General features: G+C 62.5%; 11 protein-coding genes and 1 pseudogene. 8 read left to right on the top strand and 4 right to left on the bottom strand.

From position 1 onward, the window contains the following. The 4 genes and pseudogenes from EN969_RS02500 to EN969_RS02485 all read right to left on the bottom strand — a co-directional run. Nucleotides 1-140: pseudogene (locus EN969_RS02500) on the bottom strand (DegT/DnrJ/EryC1/StrS aminotransferase family protein); the annotation flags it as partial. Nucleotides 141-387: 247 nt separating this feature from the next. Continuing rightward, nucleotides 388-1,311, bottom strand: a complete 924-nt coding sequence (locus EN969_RS02495; RefSeq protein ID WP_013532707.1) for a carbohydrate kinase — start codon at nt 1,309-1,311, stop codon at nt 388-390. After that, nucleotides 1,308-1,754, bottom strand: coding sequence for an RbsD/FucU domain-containing protein (locus EN969_RS02490; protein WP_013532706.1), 447 nt, complete (start codon nt 1,752-1,754; stop codon nt 1,308-1,310). The genes EN969_RS02495 and EN969_RS02490 overlap by 4 nt, the downstream gene beginning before the upstream one ends. Beyond that, nucleotides 1,754-2,980: an ROK family protein gene (locus EN969_RS02485; RefSeq protein ID WP_013532705.1), complete on the bottom strand. Its 1,227-nt coding sequence runs from the start codon at nt 2,978-2,980 to the stop codon at nt 1,754-1,756. The genes EN969_RS02490 and EN969_RS02485 overlap by 1 nt, the downstream gene beginning before the upstream one ends. A 228-nt stretch (nt 2,981-3,208) precedes the next feature. Between EN969_RS02485 and EN969_RS02480 the strand changes: the two genes are divergently transcribed. From EN969_RS02480 to EN969_RS02445, 8 genes are all read left to right on the top strand, one after another. Then, a complete protein-coding gene (locus EN969_RS02480) occupies nt 3,209-4,225 on the top strand; it encodes a sugar ABC transporter substrate-binding protein (protein WP_024503693.1) in 1,017 nt (338 codons plus the stop codon). 159 nt (nt 4,226-4,384) lie between these two features. Further along, the gene (locus EN969_RS02475) at nt 4,385-5,446 is read left to right on the top strand and encodes an ABC transporter permease (RefSeq protein ID WP_013532703.1); all 1,062 of its coding nucleotides are present in this window, start codon (nt 4,385-4,387) and stop codon (nt 5,444-5,446) included. Beyond that, nucleotides 5,422-6,231 (top strand): ATP-binding cassette domain-containing protein, encoded by an 810-nt coding sequence (locus EN969_RS02470; RefSeq protein WP_224621066.1) that lies wholly within the window; start codon nt 5,422-5,424, stop codon nt 6,229-6,231. The genes EN969_RS02475 and EN969_RS02470 overlap by 25 nt, the downstream gene beginning before the upstream one ends. Before the next feature lie 232 nt (nt 6,232-6,463). Further along, nucleotides 6,464-8,932, top strand: coding sequence for a glycogen/starch/alpha-glucan phosphorylase (locus EN969_RS02465; RefSeq protein WP_013532701.1), 2,469 nt, complete (start codon nt 6,464-6,466; stop codon nt 8,930-8,932). Nucleotides 8,933-9,040: 108 nt separating this feature from the next. After that, nucleotides 9,041-11,254, top strand: coding sequence for a 1,4-alpha-glucan branching protein GlgB (glgB, locus tag EN969_RS02460; RefSeq protein ID WP_013532700.1), 2,214 nt, complete (start codon nt 9,041-9,043; stop codon nt 11,252-11,254). Nucleotides 11,255-11,306: 52 nt separating this feature from the next. Then, complete coding sequence (gene glgC / locus EN969_RS02455; RefSeq protein ID WP_013532699.1) at nt 11,307-12,572, top strand: glucose-1-phosphate adenylyltransferase; 1,266 nt, start codon at nt 11,307-11,309, stop codon at nt 12,570-12,572. 3 nt (nt 12,573-12,575) lie between these two features. Further along, complete coding sequence (gene glgA / locus EN969_RS02450; RefSeq protein ID WP_013532698.1) at nt 12,576-14,021, top strand: glycogen synthase GlgA; 1,446 nt, start codon at nt 12,576-12,578, stop codon at nt 14,019-14,021. Between the two features lie 3 nt (nt 14,022-14,024). Further along, the gene (locus EN969_RS02445; protein WP_013532697.1) at nt 14,025-15,653 is read left to right on the top strand and encodes an alpha-D-glucose phosphate-specific phosphoglucomutase; all 1,629 of its coding nucleotides are present in this window, start codon (nt 14,025-14,027) and stop codon (nt 15,651-15,653) included. The last annotated feature ends 82 nt before the right edge of the window (nt 15,654-15,735 follow it).

Genomic DNA, 15,735 nt, shown 5'->3' with positions numbered 1-15,735 from the left:
ATATAGGCGGCAAGCTTGTTCTCGAATTCGGTGACTTGCGGGCCAAGAATATAGCGGCCCTCGTCAACGACACGGTCGATCGCGGCCTTCAGCCGGTCGCGGATTCGTTCGCGCTGCGCGCCAAGATCGATGAACTGCATGTCGGCCTCAAAATGGGTTAGCCAGATAATCGGCCGCTGGTACCAGAGTTGCGCTTGCCGAGAAAGCCGGGCAGGCGGAGCCCTAAATTGCGGAAGTGTCGCAGTCCGTTACCAGTTTTCCCGGCGAATGTCAGTCAGATGCCGGAAATCCGGGCTTCGTCGGGCGCCATCCCGCCCTTATAGCCTTGGAAAGAGCCCCTGCGAAACATAAAGTGATCGATTGGGCTCAACTTATGTTGAGCGTTGCTCAGGCGATTTCATGTCGCCAGGGTGGATTGGCGCCGGCCCGCGACACGGTCACTGCCGCCGCCTTCGCGCCGAGCGCCAGCGCCTTATGGATGGCGTCTTCCGACAGTCCGGAAATCGCCGCCTTCGTCAGCAGGCCTTGCTCGTGCAGCGAGGCGAGGATGCCGGCGTTGAACGTGTCGCCGGCGCCGACCGTGTCCGCCACCTCGACCCTTTCGGGCATCACCGTGACGGCGTGCTCCTTGCTGTAGCCGATCGCGCCTTCGCCGCCATGGGTGACGACGATCAGCTTCGGGCCGCGGTCCAGCCAGTTGCGGATGACATCCTCATGCGAGCCGGCTTCGCCGAACCAGTTCAGGTCTTCGTCCGACAGTTTCACGATGTCGGCCATCGCCATCATGGTGCGAATGCGCTTGAGGTGCTTGGGCTTGTCCGGGATGAAGTTCGGCCGGATGTTGGGGTCGAGCATCATGACGCGGCTTTCATGCTCGCGCCGCATGAACTCTTCATAGGCACTGCCGGCCGGCTCGGAAATCAGGCTGATGGCGCCGAACAGCATGGCTTCGATCTCGTTGCCGAGCTGCGGCAAATCGTCGATCGTCAGCATGCGTCCGGCGGTGTTCTCGTCATAGAAAGTGTACGTCGCCTGGCCGTTGGTGAGCTTGACGAAGGCCAGCGTGGTTGGCCGTGGCGAGGTGTGTGCATAGGTGGAACTGACCTTGCTCGCCCCAAGCGCATCCCGGAATTGGCCGCCGAACAGATCCGACGACAGGCCGGAAAAGAAGCCGGCCGGCGCGCCGAGCCGGCCAAGTGCGATTGCCGTGTTGAATACGGCGCCGCCGACATAAGGCGCAAAGGCCGGCTCGCCCGCTGTCGTCGTGCGCGGCAGCATGTCGATCAGGGCTTCGCCGCAGCAGAGGATCATGGCTTCTTGGTCTCCGGCGGATAGATCACGCCCTTGCGTATGATGATGTTGGCGTAGAGCCGCGGCTCGCTTGTCGCGACGATGGCATGCGCCGATTTGACCCGTGCATAGAAGTCGGCGCCGGCCAGCGCAACCACCTTGCGGCCTGGCGCCCGTTTGGCGCAGATCGCTTCGATCTCATGATGGACAGGATCGGCAAGCGAGGGATCGCCTCGGACCGAGGCGCGAAACAGCGCCTCCGGCACGGCGTCATCGACAGGCAGGACACTCAATATCGCATCGAGTACCGGGATAAGAGGGTGGCCATCGGCGCGTACCAGTCGGGTTGCCTGCTGTTCCGCCGGATAGTTTCCGTCGACAAGGGCGATTTCGTCGCCATGGCCCATGCCGCGCAGGATCGCCAGAAGCTCCGGACCGAGCAGCGCCGGGATTCCGATCAGCATCAGGCGCTCCTGGAAATCGTCGTCGAGCCGATCAGGAAGCGTTCGGAAAGTGGCAGGCTGGCGCCGCCGAGCGCCCGGGCATGGATACCGACGGTTCCCTCGCGAATGGCGGGCAGCTTCAAGCCTTCGCCGTCGATCGTGGCGATTGCCGCAATGATGGCGTCGACCAGCTGGCGGCGCACCGCCTTCGGCATCCAGCCGTCGATCACCGCCGCTTCGAAATCGATGATCGAGGATGCGGCGACGATGGCGTAAGCGAGCGCCCTTGAGGCGCTGGCGATCCAGCCGTCGAGTTCGGGTCCGATCTCGCCCCAGTCGTCCGGCGAGGTCCACAGATGCGAGGCCTCGATGCCGCGCGCATTGAGCGCCTTTTCGAGCATGGCGATGGAAGCGACATCGATCAGTTGGGTCGGCTTGCCGTCCGGCCCGGGCACGGGCATGGAGCCGAGCGCTCCGGCATTGCCGGTCGGGCCGCCGAAAAGCCGGCCGTTCAGCACAATGCCGCCACCGGCAAAGGCGCCGATATAGAAATAGACGAAGTCACGCGCAGCGCCCGCCTGCCCGAAGACGAGTTCGGCGCCGCAGGCCGACGTGGCGTCGTTCTGCAAATAGACCGGAAAATCGCATTGCGCCTGGATGTCGGCCCTGATGTCGCGGTGACGCCATTCGTCCATCACGTCGCGCGGGGCGCCGGCGGTATCGGCCCAGTTCCACAATTCGAACGGCATGGCGATGCCCAGCCCGGCGATGCGCTTGTCTTGCGCGGGCGTCAGCTCGCCGCGCATCTGCCGCATGCCGTTGCTGACGAAGTCCACCGTCTCGCGCGGCGCCGGGTAGCGATAGGAATGCTGTAGCATCGAACGGACATTGCCAAGGAAGTCGATCAACACCAGTTCAGCGCTGCGGCGGCCGATCTTCAGGCCGATGAAGAAAGCGCCTTCGGGATTGAGCGCCATCGGGATGGAAGGCTGGCCGATCTTGCCGCGCAACGGCGCCTGACGCAGCAGGAGGCTTTCTTCCTCCAGCTCGCGCATGATGACGGAAACCGTCTGCGCCGAAAGTCCGGTCATGCGGGCGATGTCGGATTTTGCCAGGCTGCCGTGTTGACGCACCAGCGACAGCACCAACCGCTCATTGTGGTCGCGCATGCCGCTCTGGTTGGTGCCGCGGTGAATGAGACTGTCATTCACCTCGGGCGAACCGTGCCTCGCAATGGCCGTTTCCACCCTGTTCCTCCCGTCGTTTCCCCTCAATGCTTTTGGGCCAGAATGGGTGAACGAAGCAATGCTGTCAATAATAAATAAGAGTGATTTAATTATTGACACGGGCTTCGGCCTGGTGTCTGTTAAGGCAGCGTCCACGCTGGGAGAATTTCGTTGGATGCGCTGCAGGTGCCGGTTGGCCGGCATCGGAATGGTTCCACTGGGAGGAAAATCGTGACCAATACAAAATTGTTGAAATCGACCGTGTTTGCCGCCGCGGCTCTGGGGCTGATGGCGTTTGCCTCGTCCGCATCCGCGGCCGGTGTCGGCGCCTGCCTGATCACCAAGACCGACACCAATCCCTTCTTCGTCAAGATGAAGGAAGGCGCGACCGCGAAGGCCAAGGAACTCGGCGTCGACCTCAAGACCTATGCCGGCAAGATCGACGGCGACAGCGAGAGCCAGGTCGCGGCGATCGAAAGCTGCATCGCCGATGGCGCCAAGGGTATCCTGATCACCGCATCCGACACCAAGGGCATCGTGCCGACCGTGAAGAAAGCGCGTGATGCCGGCCTGCTGGTGATCGCGCTCGACACGCCGCTCGATCCGATCGACGCCGCCGATGCGACCTTCGCGACGGACAATCTCGAAGCAGGCAAGCTGATCGGGGCCTGGGCCGCCGCCACGCTCGGCGACAAGGCCAAGGACGCCAAGATCGGCTTCCTTGACCTGACGCCTTCGCAGCCGACTGTCGACGTGCTGCGCGACCAAGGCTTCATGATGGGCTACGGCATCGATGTAAAAGATCCCAACAAGATCGGCGACGAGACCGATCCGCGCATCGTCGGCCATGACGTCACCAACGGCAACGAAGAGGGCGGCCGCAAGGCGATGGAGAACCTCCTGCAGAAGGACAACACCATCAACGTCATCCACACCATCAACGAGCCCGCCGCTGTCGGCGCCTACCAGGCGCTCAAGGCTGTCGGCCTCGAAAGCCAGGTGCTGATCGTTTCCGTCGACGGCGGCTGCCCCGGCGTGAAGTCGGTGGCCGAAGGTGTCATCGGCGCCACTTCGCAGCAATACCCGCTGCAGATGGCTGCACTCGGCATCGAGGCGATCGCCGCTTTTGCCAAGGACGGAACCAAGCCGAAGCCGACCGAAGGCAAGAACTTCTTCGACACCGGCGTCAACCTGGTGACCGACAAGCCGGCCACCGGCGTCAAGTCCATCGACACCAAGGAAGGCCTCGCCAAGTGCTGGGGCTGATGCCGTTCTGACCGGCATCCAAGGAACCTGAGCGGTCGGGGCTTGATCCCCGGCTGCTTCGGGTGGACGATGGCTCGCGTGACCGCGAACAATCCCGGCAGCAGACCGGAAAGGCGTGGACTGGCGTCGGCGTTTGGCTGAAGCCTACGGGGAGAAAACATGGCTCAAGCTCAGGAATTCGAGAAGGTTCTCTCGAGCAGCGACACCAGCGTTGCTGCTTTTGACGAGCACAAATCGGCCGTCAAGCGTATCCAGCATTTCTTGCATTCGACGCCGGCCGCGGTGCCGCTGATCGTCCTGGTTCTGGCGATCATCGTCTTCGGCATCACCATCGGTGGGCGTTTCTTTTCGTCCTACACGCTGACGCTTATCCTGCAGCAGATCGCCATCATCGGCATTCTGGGGGCTGCGCAGACATTGGTCATCCTGACCGCAGGCATCGACCTGTCGATTGGTGTGATCATGGTGATTTCAGCGGTGATCATGGGCAATTGCGCGGTCTCCTACGGCATGCCGAGCGCGCTCGCAGTGGCGATCGGGCTTGCCGCCGGCGCCGCCTGCGGGCTGCTCAACGGGGTGCTTGTCGCCTACATGAAGCTACCACCCTTCATCGTGACGCTTGGCACCTGGAACATCGTCATGGCCACGAACTTCATCTATTCGGCCAACGAGACGATCCGCGACACCGACGTCGATACCCAGGCGCCGCTGCTGCATCTCTTTGCCATCAGCTTCAAGGTCGGCACTGCGGTGCTGACGCTCGGCGTCATTGCCACGGTCCTGCTCGTGATGATCCTCTGGTACGTGCTCAATCACACGGCGTGGGGCCGCCATGTCTACGCCGTTGGCGATGACCAGGAGGCGGCGAAGCTGTCGGGCATCCAGACCAAGAAGGTGTTGATGACGGTCTACACCTTGGCCGGCCTGATCGCCGCTTTCGCGGCCTGGGTCTCCATTGGCCGCAACGGCTCGATCTCGCCGTCGGCTGCCGTCACCGACTACAATCTGCAGGCCATCACCGCGACGGTGATCGGCGGTATTTCCCTCTTCGGCGGACGCGGCTCCATCCTGGGCACGCTGTTCGGCGCGATGATCGTCGGCGTCGTTTCCATGGGCCTCAACATGCTGGGCGCCGATCCGCAATGGAAGGTGCTGCTCACCGGTGTGCTGATCATCGGCGCCGTGGCAGTCGACCAATGGATCAGAAAGGTGTCGGCATGACCATGACCCAGGAGCCCATCCTCACCGCGCGTGGCCTGATCAAGCGCTATGGCCGTGTCACCGCCCTCGACAATGCCGACTTCGACCTTTATCCCGGCGAAATCCTCGCCGTCATCGGCGACAACGGCGCCGGCAAGTCGTCGCTCATCAAGGCGATTTCCGGCGCGGCCGTGCCCGACGAAGGCGAGATCCGGCTTGAAGGCAAACCCGTCGCCTTTAAATCGCCGATGGAGGCACGCGAAGCCGGCATCGAGACCGTCTACCAGAATCTGGCACTGTCGCCGGCGCTCTCGATCGCCGATAACATGTTCCTTGGCCGCGAGATCCGCAAACCGGGTTTTCTGGGCGATTGGCTGCGTATGCTCGACCGTCCGGCGATGGAAAAGCGCGCCCGCGACAAGCTTACCGAGCTTGGCCTGATGACCATCCAGAACATCAGCCAGGCTGTGGAAACGCTCTCGGGGGGCCAGAGGCAGGGCGTTGCGGTGGCGCGCGCGGCCGCCTTCGGCAGTCGTGTGGTGATCATGGACGAGCCGACGGCCGCCCTTGGCGTCAAGGAAAGCCGCCGCGTGCTCGAGTTGATCCTCGACGTCAAGAAGCGCGGCCTGCCGATCGTGCTGATCTCGCACAACATGCCGCATGTGTTCGAAGTGGCCGACCGCATTCACATCCACCGGCTCGGCCGTCGCCTCTGCGTCATCGATCCCAAGCAATATACGATGTCCGATGCCGTGGCCTTCATGACCGGAGCAAAGGTTCCGCCCGAGGCAGCGCTGGCGGCCTGATACATGTCGCCCAAGTGCTGGAGGGTTGGCGGCACGGCAGGCACGGAACAGGAATTTGAAGCGCGTCGCGCGACCGTCTTGGCGCGTCACACTTGCGAATTGCCAAATTGCCGCAGGGGGCATGCCGGTTCGGGCATGTTTAAATCGATTGAATATATAGCGGTATCAGCTAGCATGGGCTGGGAGGAGCGATGAAAGCCGGTATGATCATGGCAACCGCACGAGAGGCATCATGACGAGCGCGATGACATCCGAACCCCTTCCTCCACTGCTCGAAAATCCTGATCCCAAGACACTCGCACGTGAAGTCTTGGTGGCCCTCAAATACCGGGTCGGCAAGGATACCGCCGTTGCGACCCAGTACGACTGGCTGACCGCCTCGATCAAGGTCGTGCGCGACCGGATCGTCGATCGCTGGATGCAGGCGACGAAGGAGGCGTACGATCAGAAGGAAAAACGCGTCTATTATCTGTCTCTGGAGTTCCTCATCGGCCGCCTGATGCGCGACGCCTTCTCCAATCTCGGCCTGATGGACAACATGCGCGAGGCCCTGTCGTCCCTGGGCGTCGATCTCGATCTCATCGCCGCACTCGAGCCGGATGCCGCACTTGGCAATGGCGGCCTCGGGCGGCTTGCGGCCTGCTTCATGGAAAGCATGGCGACCGTCGACATTCCCGCGCATGGCTACGGCATCCGCTATGCCAACGGCATGTTCCGCCAGGAGATTCACGACGGCTGGCAGGTCGAATTGCCTGAAACCTGGCTCGATCACGGCAACCCGTGGGAATTCGAACGCCGTGAGCGCTCGTTCGAGGTCGGTTTCGGCGGTTCGGTGGAATCGATCACCTCCAAGGACGGACGCCTCGAACGCCATGTCTGGAAGCCGACCGAGCATGTGCTGGCCGTCGCCTATGATACGCCCGTCGTCGGCTGGCGGGCCAACCGCGTCAACACGCTGCGGCTCTGGTCGGGCATGCCGGTCGATCCGATCCTGCTCGACAAGTTCAATGCCGGCGACCACATCGGCGCGCTCGCCGAAAGCAACAAGGCCGATGCCTTGTCGCGCGTGCTCTATCCCGCCGATTCCCACAAGGCCGGGCAGGAACTGCGGCTTCGGCAGGAATATTTCTTCTCCACCGCATCGCTGCAGGACATCGTTCAGCGCCATCTCAGCCAATATGGCGACCTGAAGTCCTTGCCCGACAAGGCTGCGATCCACCTGAACGACACCCATCCGGCCATCGCTGTGCCGGAGTTGATGCGCCTGTTGATGGACGTCCACGGCATGGACTTCGATCAGGCCTGGGACATCACCCAGCGCACCTTCGGCTACACCAACCACACGCTGCTGCCCGAGGCACTGGAAAGCTGGCCGGTGCCGCTGTTCGAGCGGCTTTTGCCGCGCCACATGCAGATCGTCTATGCCATCAACGCTGAAGTGCTTCTGGAGGCGCGTGCGTCCAACCAGTTCTCGGACGAGCAGATCGGCCGCATCTCGCTGATCCAGGAAAATGGCGACCGCCGGGTGCGCATGGGCAATCTGGCCTTTGTCGGTTCGCACTCGATCAACGGCGTTTCGGCGCTTCACACCGACCTGATGAAGGAGACGGTGTTCGCCGATCTGCACAAGCTCTATCCCGATCGCATCAACAACAAGACCAACGGCATCACGCCGCGGCGCTGGCTGATCCAGTGTAATCCCGGGCTGACGTCGCTTGCCCGCGAGGCGATCGGCGACCGCTTTCTCGATGACATCGACGCCATCAAGGATCTCGACGGTTTCGCCGGCGATGCCGCCTTTCGCGACAAGTTCGCCGCCGTCAAGCGAGCCAACAAGGCGCGGCTGGCCAACCTCGTCGCCGACCGGCTCGGCATCAAGGTCGATCCCTCGGCGCTTTTCGACATCCAGATCAAGCGTATCCATGAATACAAGCGCCAGCTTCTGAATATCCTCGAGGCGATTGCCCTCTACGACCAGATCCGCTCGCATCCCGAGCGCGACTGGATGCCGCGCGTGAAATTCTTCGGCGGCAAGGCGGCGCCCAGCTACCACAATGCCAAGCTGATCATCAAACTCGCCAACGATGTCGCCAAGGTCATCAACCGCGATCCGGCCGTGCGCGGTCTGCTGAAGGTGGTGTTCGTGCCGAACTACAATGTCAGCCTTGCCGAGATCATGATGCCGGCCGCCGATCTGTCCGAACAGATCTCGACCGCCGGCATGGAAGCGTCGGGCACCGGCAACATGAAGTTCGCGCTGAACGGTGCGCTGACCATCGGCACGCTCGACGGTGCCAATGTCGAGATCAAGGAATGCGTCGGCGACGACAACATCTTCATCTTCGGCCTGACCACCGCCGAGGTCGCCGAGCGGCGCAACAACGGCTACGATCCGCGCGCCGTCATCGAAGGCTCGCCTGAGCTGGCGCAAGCGGTTGCGGCTGTTTCGTCAGGCGTCTTCTCGCCGGACGATCCGGAGCGTTACCGCGATCTCATCAACGGTCTCTACAACAGCGACTGGTTCATGGTTGCCGCCGATTTCGATGCCTATGCCGCCGCCCAGCGTGAGGTCGATGCGGTCTGGCGCAACAGTCCCGACTGGTACGCCCGGGCAATCCGCAACGTTGCGCGTGTCGGCTGGTTCTCCTCCGATCGCACGATCCGCCAATATGCGAAAGAAATCTGGAACGTGCCTGTCTGATGTGATTGCATGAGGCCGCAAACAATGTGGTCCCGGTGATGTGAATTTGAATGTTGGATTTACATCACTAGAAACAAACACTTGGTGCCCGGGGAGGGACACTGCCTGATGAAGAAGCCGCGCGCGACCGCTGCGACAAGCGGGCCGGATGGACTGGCGCCAGCCGGCGATGTTGCGGCGATTGTTGCCGGCACGCACGGAGATCCCTTCGCCGTCCTTGGTGTCCATGAGGTCGGCAAGAGCCTGTATGCCCGGTGCTTTGTTCCGAATGCCGAATTCGTCACCGCCTACACGCTGACCGGCACCATCGCGGGTGAACTGTCCAGGCGCAACGATGGCGGCTTTTTCGAAGGCAAGCTCTCGATCAAGAAGCGGCAACCCCTGCGCTATCATGCCAGGAACGCCGGCGGCGACTGGTGGCTGACCGATCCCTATTCGTTCGGTCCGGTGCTGGGCCCGATGGACGATTACTACATCGCCCAAGGCTCGCATCTCAGGCTGTTCGATAAGCTCGGCGCCCATGTCATTGATCACGAAGGCGCCACCGGAGTGCATTTCGCCGTCTGGGCTCCCAATGCGCGGCGCGTCTCGGTGGTCGGCGACTTCAACGAGTGGGACGGCCGCCGGCACACCATGCGAGACCGCCGCGACACCGGCATCTGGGAACTGTTCATACCCGACATCGGTGCCGGACGACCCTACAAATACGAGATCATCGGCCCCGATGGTGTGAGGCTGCCGCTGAAGGCCGACCCGTTCGCCTTCAAATCCGAACTGCGTCCGGCTACTGCTTCGGTCGTGGCGGTGCCGCCGGCGCACGAGTGGGGCGACGAGGCGCATCGCAATTTCTGGCGCAATGCCGATCACCGGCGAGAAGCCATCTCGATCTACGAGGTCCATGCCGGCTCCTGGCAGCTTCGCGACGACGGAACGTTCCTGTCATGGGACGAGTTGGCCGACCGGCTGATCCCCTATGTGGTTGAGACCGGTTTCACCCACATCGAATTCATGCCGATCTCTGAACATCCCTACGACCCGTCCTGGGGCTACCAGACGACCGGCCTTTACGCGCCATCGGCCCGCTTTGGCGACCCGGACGGCTTTGCCCGTTTCGTCGATGGCGCCCACCGCGCCGGCGTCGGCGTCATCCTCGACTGGGTGCCGGCACATTTCCCGGTCGACGCGCATGGCCTGGCCAATTTCGATGGCACCGCGCTCTATGAACATGCCGATCCGCGCAAGGGTTTTCATCCCGACTGGAACACCGCGATCTACAATTTCGGCCGCCGCGAGGTGGTGTCGTTCCTGGTCAACAATGCGCTGTTCTGGGCCGAGAAATACCATGTCGACGGTTTGCGCGTCGACGCGGTCGCCTCGATGCTCTACCTCGACTATTCACGCAAGGCCGGCGAATGGATCCCCAACGAGAAGGGCGGCCGCGAGAATCTCGAGGCGGTCAGCTTCCTGCAGAAGATGAACAAGGAGGTCTACGGCCATCATCCGGGCGTCATGACCATAGCCGAGGAATCGACCTCATGGCCGAAGGTCTCGGCACCGGTGCATGAAGGCGGCCTCGGCTTCGGCTTCAAGTGGAATATGGGCTTCATGCACGACACGCTGGAGTATTTCTCCAAGGAGCCGATCTTCCGAAAGCACCACCACAACGACCTCACCTTCGGCCTGACCTACGCCTTCTCGGAGAATTTCGTGCTGCCGCTCTCGCATGACGAGGTTGTGCACGGCAAAGGCACGTTGCTTGGCAAGATGGCCGGCGACGACTGGCAGAAGTTTGCGACGCTACGCGCCTACTACGCTTTCATGTGGGGCTATCCCGGCAAGAAGCTGCTTTTCATGGGGCAGGAGTTCGCGCAGCGCCGCGAATGGAGCGAGGCGCGCGCGCTCGACTGGAACCTGCTTGAATTCCGGCCGCATCGCGGCGTTTGGCAGACGGTGCGCGATCTCAACTATCTCTACCGTTCGCGCCCGGCGCTGCATGGCCGCGACTGCGAACCGGAAGGGTTTTCCTGGCTGATCGTCGACGACAGCCAGAATTCGGTTTTTGCCTGGCTGCGCAGCGCGCCGGGCGGCAGCCCGGTGGCCGTCATTTCCAATTTCACGCCGGTGCCGCGCGATAATTATCGCGTGCCGTTGCCGACATCAGGCAAATGGCGCGAGATCATCAACACCGACGCTTCTGAATATGGCGGTTCCGGCAAGGGCAATGGCGGCATGGTCGAGGCACGGGCGGAGGAAGGAAGCATCGCCGCGACGATGCTCTTGCCGCCGCTGTCCACGATCATGCTCGAGCTCGTCGCCGACTGAACCCATCGACACTGAGTAACATGTCGAGATCGAGTAACTTGGGAGGGTAGAAATGGCAGACTTGAAACGGACCCAGCCGCTGGCGCGCGATGCCATGGCCTATGTATTGGCCGGCGGCCGTGGCAGCCGCCTCAAGGAACTGACCGACCGGCGTGCCAAGCCGGCCGTCTATTTCGGCGGCAAGACGCGCATCATCGACTTCGCGCTCTCCAACGCGCTTAACTCCGGCATTCGACGCCTCGGCGTTGCCACCCAGTACAAGGCACATTCGCTGATCCGTCATTTGCAGCGCGGCTGGAACTTCCTGCGCCCAGAGCGAAACGAAAGCTTCGACATCCTGCCGGCCAGCCAGCGCGTCTCGGAAACGCAGTGGTATGAGGGCACGGCTGACGCCGTCTATCAGAACATCGACATCATCGAGGCCTACGGACCCGAATACATGGTCATCCTGGCTGGCGACCACATCTACAAGATGGACTACGAGATGATGCTTCGCCAGCACGTCGACGCCAATGCCGACGTCACCGTTGGCTGCCTCGAAGTGCCGCGCATGGAAGCCACCGGCTTCGGCGTCATGCATGTCGATGGCAAGGACAACATCATCGCCTTCGTCGAAAAGCCCGCCGATCCGCCCGGCATTCCCGATAAGCCGGAGTTTGCCTTGGCCTCGATGGGCATTTACGTCTTCAAGACCAAGTTTCTGATGGAGCAGTTGCGCCGCGATGCGGCCGAGCCGGGCTCGAGCCGCGACTTCGGCAAGGACATCATCCCCTATATCGTCCAGCACGGTAAGGCGATCGCGCACCGCTTCGCCAAGTCCTGCGTCCGTTCGACCGCCGAGAACGAGGCCTACTGGCGCGACGTCGGAACGGTCGACGCCTATTGGGAAGCCAATATCGACCTGACCGATATCACGCCGGAACTCGACCTCTACGACCGCGACTGGCCGATCTGGACCTATGCCGAATTGAAGCCGCCGGCAAAGTTCGTGCATGACGAGGATGGCCGCCGCGGTTCGGCTGTGTCTTCGCTGGTTTCGGGCGATTGCATCGTCTCGGGGGCTTCGCTGAAAAAAAGCCTGATCTTCACCGGCGCGCGCATCAATTCCTATTCGACGCTCGAAGAAGTCGTCATGCTGCCCGACGTTCATGTCGGCCGGAACGCAAAGTTGAAGCGCGTGGTCATCGACCATGGTGTTAGGATACCGGAAGGGCTGGTGGTCGGCGAAGATCCTATTCTCGACGCCAAGCGCTTCCGCGTTTCCGAAAAGGGCATCTGCCTGGTCACCCAGGACATGATCGACAAGCTGGGGCTCTGACGCATGCAGGTTCTGTCGGTCACGCCGGAAATTTTCCCGCTCATCAAGACCGGTGGGCTTGCCGACGTGACCGGCGCGCTGCCCATTGCCTTGGCGGCCAAGGGCGTGACCGTGCGCACGCTCATGCCCGGCTTTCCGACCGTCATGGCTGCCTTCAAGAAAAAGCGGGCGGTTCTGCAATACCCCTTGCTGCAGGGCGGCAAGGCCTCTGTCCATTCCGTCCAACTCGCCGGGCTCGAACTGTTCGTGCTCGATGCGCCGCATCTGTTCGACCGTCCCGGCGGCCCCTATGGCAATGCGACCGGCGTCGACTGGCCAGACAATTGGCGGCGTTTCGCGGCGTTGAGCCAGGTCGGCGGCGACATCGCCGGCGGCGCCATCTCGGGCTACCAGCCCGACATCGTGCACGCCCATGACTGGCAGTCGGCGATGACGCTGGCCTATATGCGCTATGGCAAGGCGGTCGGCGTGCCTTCGATGATGACCGTCCACAACCTCGCCTTCCAGGGCCAGTTCGGCGCCGGCATTTTCGGCGAGCTTGGCTTGCCGGCGGCGGCGATGGCGCTCGACGGCGTCGAATATTATGGTGGTGTCGGCTTCCTCAAGGCGGGCCTGCAGGCCGCCTGGGCGATCACCACGGTCAGTCCGACCTACGCGCAGGAAATCCGCTCGCCCGAATTCGGCATGGGCCTCGACGGCCTCATCAACATGCGCTCCAGCGATCTCCATGGCATCGTCAACGGCATCGACACCGGCATCTGGGATCCGGAAACCGACAAGCATCTGGTGTCCAACTACACGGGCAGCACGCTGAAGGCGCGCGCACCCAACAGGGCTGCCGTGGAGGATCGCTTCAGCCTTGAGCGCGATGACAGCCCGATCGTCTGCGTGGTCAGCCGCCTGACCTGGCAAAAGGGCATGGACATATTGGCGCTGGTGGTCGACGGCATTGTCGCGACGGGTGCGCGGCTCGCCATCCTGGGATCGGGCGATGCCGGTCTCGAAGGCGCGCTGCTTGCCGCCGCCGCCAGGCATCGCGGCCGCATCGGCGTCGTCGTCGGCTACGACGAGGGGCTGTCGCACATCATGCAGGGCGGCTGCGACGCCATCGTCATCCCCTCGCGCTTCGAACCGTGCGGGCTGACGCAGCTTTACGGCCTGCGCTATGGCTGCGTGCCGGTGGTCGCGCGCACCGGCGGCCTCGCCGACACGGTCATCGACGCCAATGAGGCTGCCGTCTCTGCCGGCGTCGCCACCGGCTTCCAGTTCGCGCCCAACAATGGCGGCGCCTTGCTGCACGCTATCCGCCGCCTCGTCGACGCCCATGCCAGTCCGACGGTCTGGGAATCACTGCAGCGCCAGGGCATGAAAGCCGATGTGTCGTGGGACAAGAGCGCGGAAAAATACGTCGAACTCTATCGTTCGCTGCTTTCGAAAAGGGTTGCCTGAAGCATGATACGGACCGTTCCCACCAAGCCTTATTCCGACCAGAAGCCCGGCACGTCGGGCCTGCGCAAGAAGGTGCCTGTCTTTCAGCAGGAGCACTATGCCGAGAATTTCATCCAGTCGATCTTCGACGCGCTCGACGGTTTCAAGGGCAAGACCCTGGTGATCGGTGGCGACGGCCGCTTCTACAACCGCGAGGTCATCCAGAAGGCCATCGCCATCGCAGCCGCCAACGGCTTCGGCAAGGTGATGGTCGGGCAGGGCGGCATCCTGTCGACGCCAGCCGCTTCGCATGTCATCCGCAAATACAAGACCTTCGGCGGCATCATCCTGTCGGCCAGCCACAATCCGGGCGGCCCGCATGAGGATTTCGGCATCAAGTACAATGCCGGCAATGGCGGCCCGGCGCCGGAAAAGCTCACCGACGCGATCTTCGAAAAGACCAAGGCGATTTCGAGCTTCAAGATCGCCGATATCGATCCGATCGACATCGACACAACAGGCACGGTCAAGGCCGCCGGCATGACGGTCGAGATCATCGATCCGGTCGTGGACTATGCCGCGCTGATGGAAAGCCTGTTCGATTTCGACGCCCTGCGCAAACTCTTCAAGTCCGGCTTCCGCATGCGCTTCGACGCCATGCACGCGGTGACCGGTCCCTACGCCAAGGAGATCCTGGAAAACCGGCTCGGCGCGCCCAATGGCACCTGCCGCAATTTCAAGCCGCTGCCGGATTTCGGCGGCCATCACCCGGACCCTAACCTCGTCCATGCCAAGCACCTCTATGACGAGATGATGGGACCGGACGCACCGGATTTCGGCGCCGCCTCGGATGGCGATGGCGACCGCAATCTGATCATCGGCAAGGGCATTTTCGTCACCCCGTCGGATTCGGTCGCCATGCTCGCCGCCAATGCGCGTCTGGCGCCCGGCTACAAGGCCGGTTTGAAAGGCATTGCACGCTCGATGCCGACCAGTGGCGCGGCCGATCGCGTTGCTGAAAAACTCGGCGTCGGCATCTATGAGACTCCGACCGGCTGGAAATTCTTCGGCAATCTGCTCGATGCCGACATGGCGACGATCTGCGGTGAAGAGAGTGCCGGCACCGGCTCCAACCATGTCCGCGAAAAGGACGGCCTGTGGGCGGTGCTTTTGTGGCTCAACATCCTCGCCGCGCGTGGCGAAAGCTGCAAGCAGATCGTCACCGAGCACTGGGCGACCTACGGTCGCAACTACTATTCGCGGCATGATTATGAAGAGGTCGAGAGCGACCGCGCCAACGCGCTGGTCGACGAACTGCGTGCCAAGCTCGGCTCGCTGCCTGGCACCAGCGTGCGCGGCCTGAAAATCGCCAGTGCCGACGATTTTGCCTATCACGATCCGGTCGACGGTTCGATCAGCGAGCATCAGGGCATCAGGGTTCTGTTCGAAGGTGGTTCGCGGGTCGTCTTTCGGCTGTCCGGCACCGGCACGTCGGGCGCGACGTTGCGCGTCTACATCGAGCGCTACGAGCCGGACAAGTCTCGGCACGATCTCGACACCCAGGCCGCCCTTGCCGATCTGATTGCCGCGGCTGACGATATTGCCGGGATTCACAGCCATACCGGCCGCCCCAAGCCGAGCGTGATCACTTGAGAGTGGCTGCGCGCGTTTCACCTTCTCCCCTTGTGGGAGAAGGTGGCCGAGCGAAGCTCGGTCGGATGAGGGGTGCTCCAGC

It is taken from the genome of Mesorhizobium sp. M7A.F.Ca.CA.003.01.2.1 (genome assembly GCF_003998945.1).
Taxonomy (GTDB): Bacteria; Pseudomonadota; Alphaproteobacteria; order Rhizobiales; family Rhizobiaceae; genus Mesorhizobium; species Mesorhizobium ciceri.
The sequence above is the reverse complement of the archived record's forward strand: the minus strand, read 5'-3'. Positions and strand labels throughout refer to the sequence as shown.

Excerpts from the sequence above, each read along its gene's own strand:
- EN969_RS02445 (WP_013532697.1), top strand. The coding sequence starts at position 14,025 with ATGATACGGACCGTTCCCACCAAGCCTTATTCCGACCAGAAGCCCGGC.
- EN969_RS02470 (WP_224621066.1), top strand. The coding sequence starts at position 5,422 with ATGGATCAGAAAGGTGTCGGCATGACCATGACCCAGGAGCCCATCCTC.
- EN969_RS02495 (WP_013532707.1), bottom strand. The coding sequence starts at position 1,311 with ATGATCCTCTGCTGCGGCGAAGCCCTGATCGACATGCTGCCGCGCACG.
- glgC (WP_013532699.1), top strand. The coding sequence starts at position 11,307 with ATGGCAGACTTGAAACGGACCCAGCCGCTGGCGCGCGATGCCATGGCC.
- glgB (WP_013532700.1), top strand. The coding sequence starts at position 9,041 with ATGAAGAAGCCGCGCGCGACCGCTGCGACAAGCGGGCCGGATGGACTG.
- EN969_RS02475 (WP_013532703.1), top strand. The coding sequence starts at position 4,385 with ATGGCTCAAGCTCAGGAATTCGAGAAGGTTCTCTCGAGCAGCGACACC.
- glgA (WP_013532698.1), top strand. The coding sequence starts at position 12,576 with ATGCAGGTTCTGTCGGTCACGCCGGAAATTTTCCCGCTCATCAAGACC.
- EN969_RS02465 (WP_013532701.1), top strand. The coding sequence starts at position 6,464 with ATGACGAGCGCGATGACATCCGAACCCCTTCCTCCACTGCTCGAAAAT.
- EN969_RS02490 (WP_013532706.1), bottom strand. The coding sequence starts at position 1,754 with ATGCTGATCGGAATCCCGGCGCTGCTCGGTCCGGAGCTTCTGGCGATC.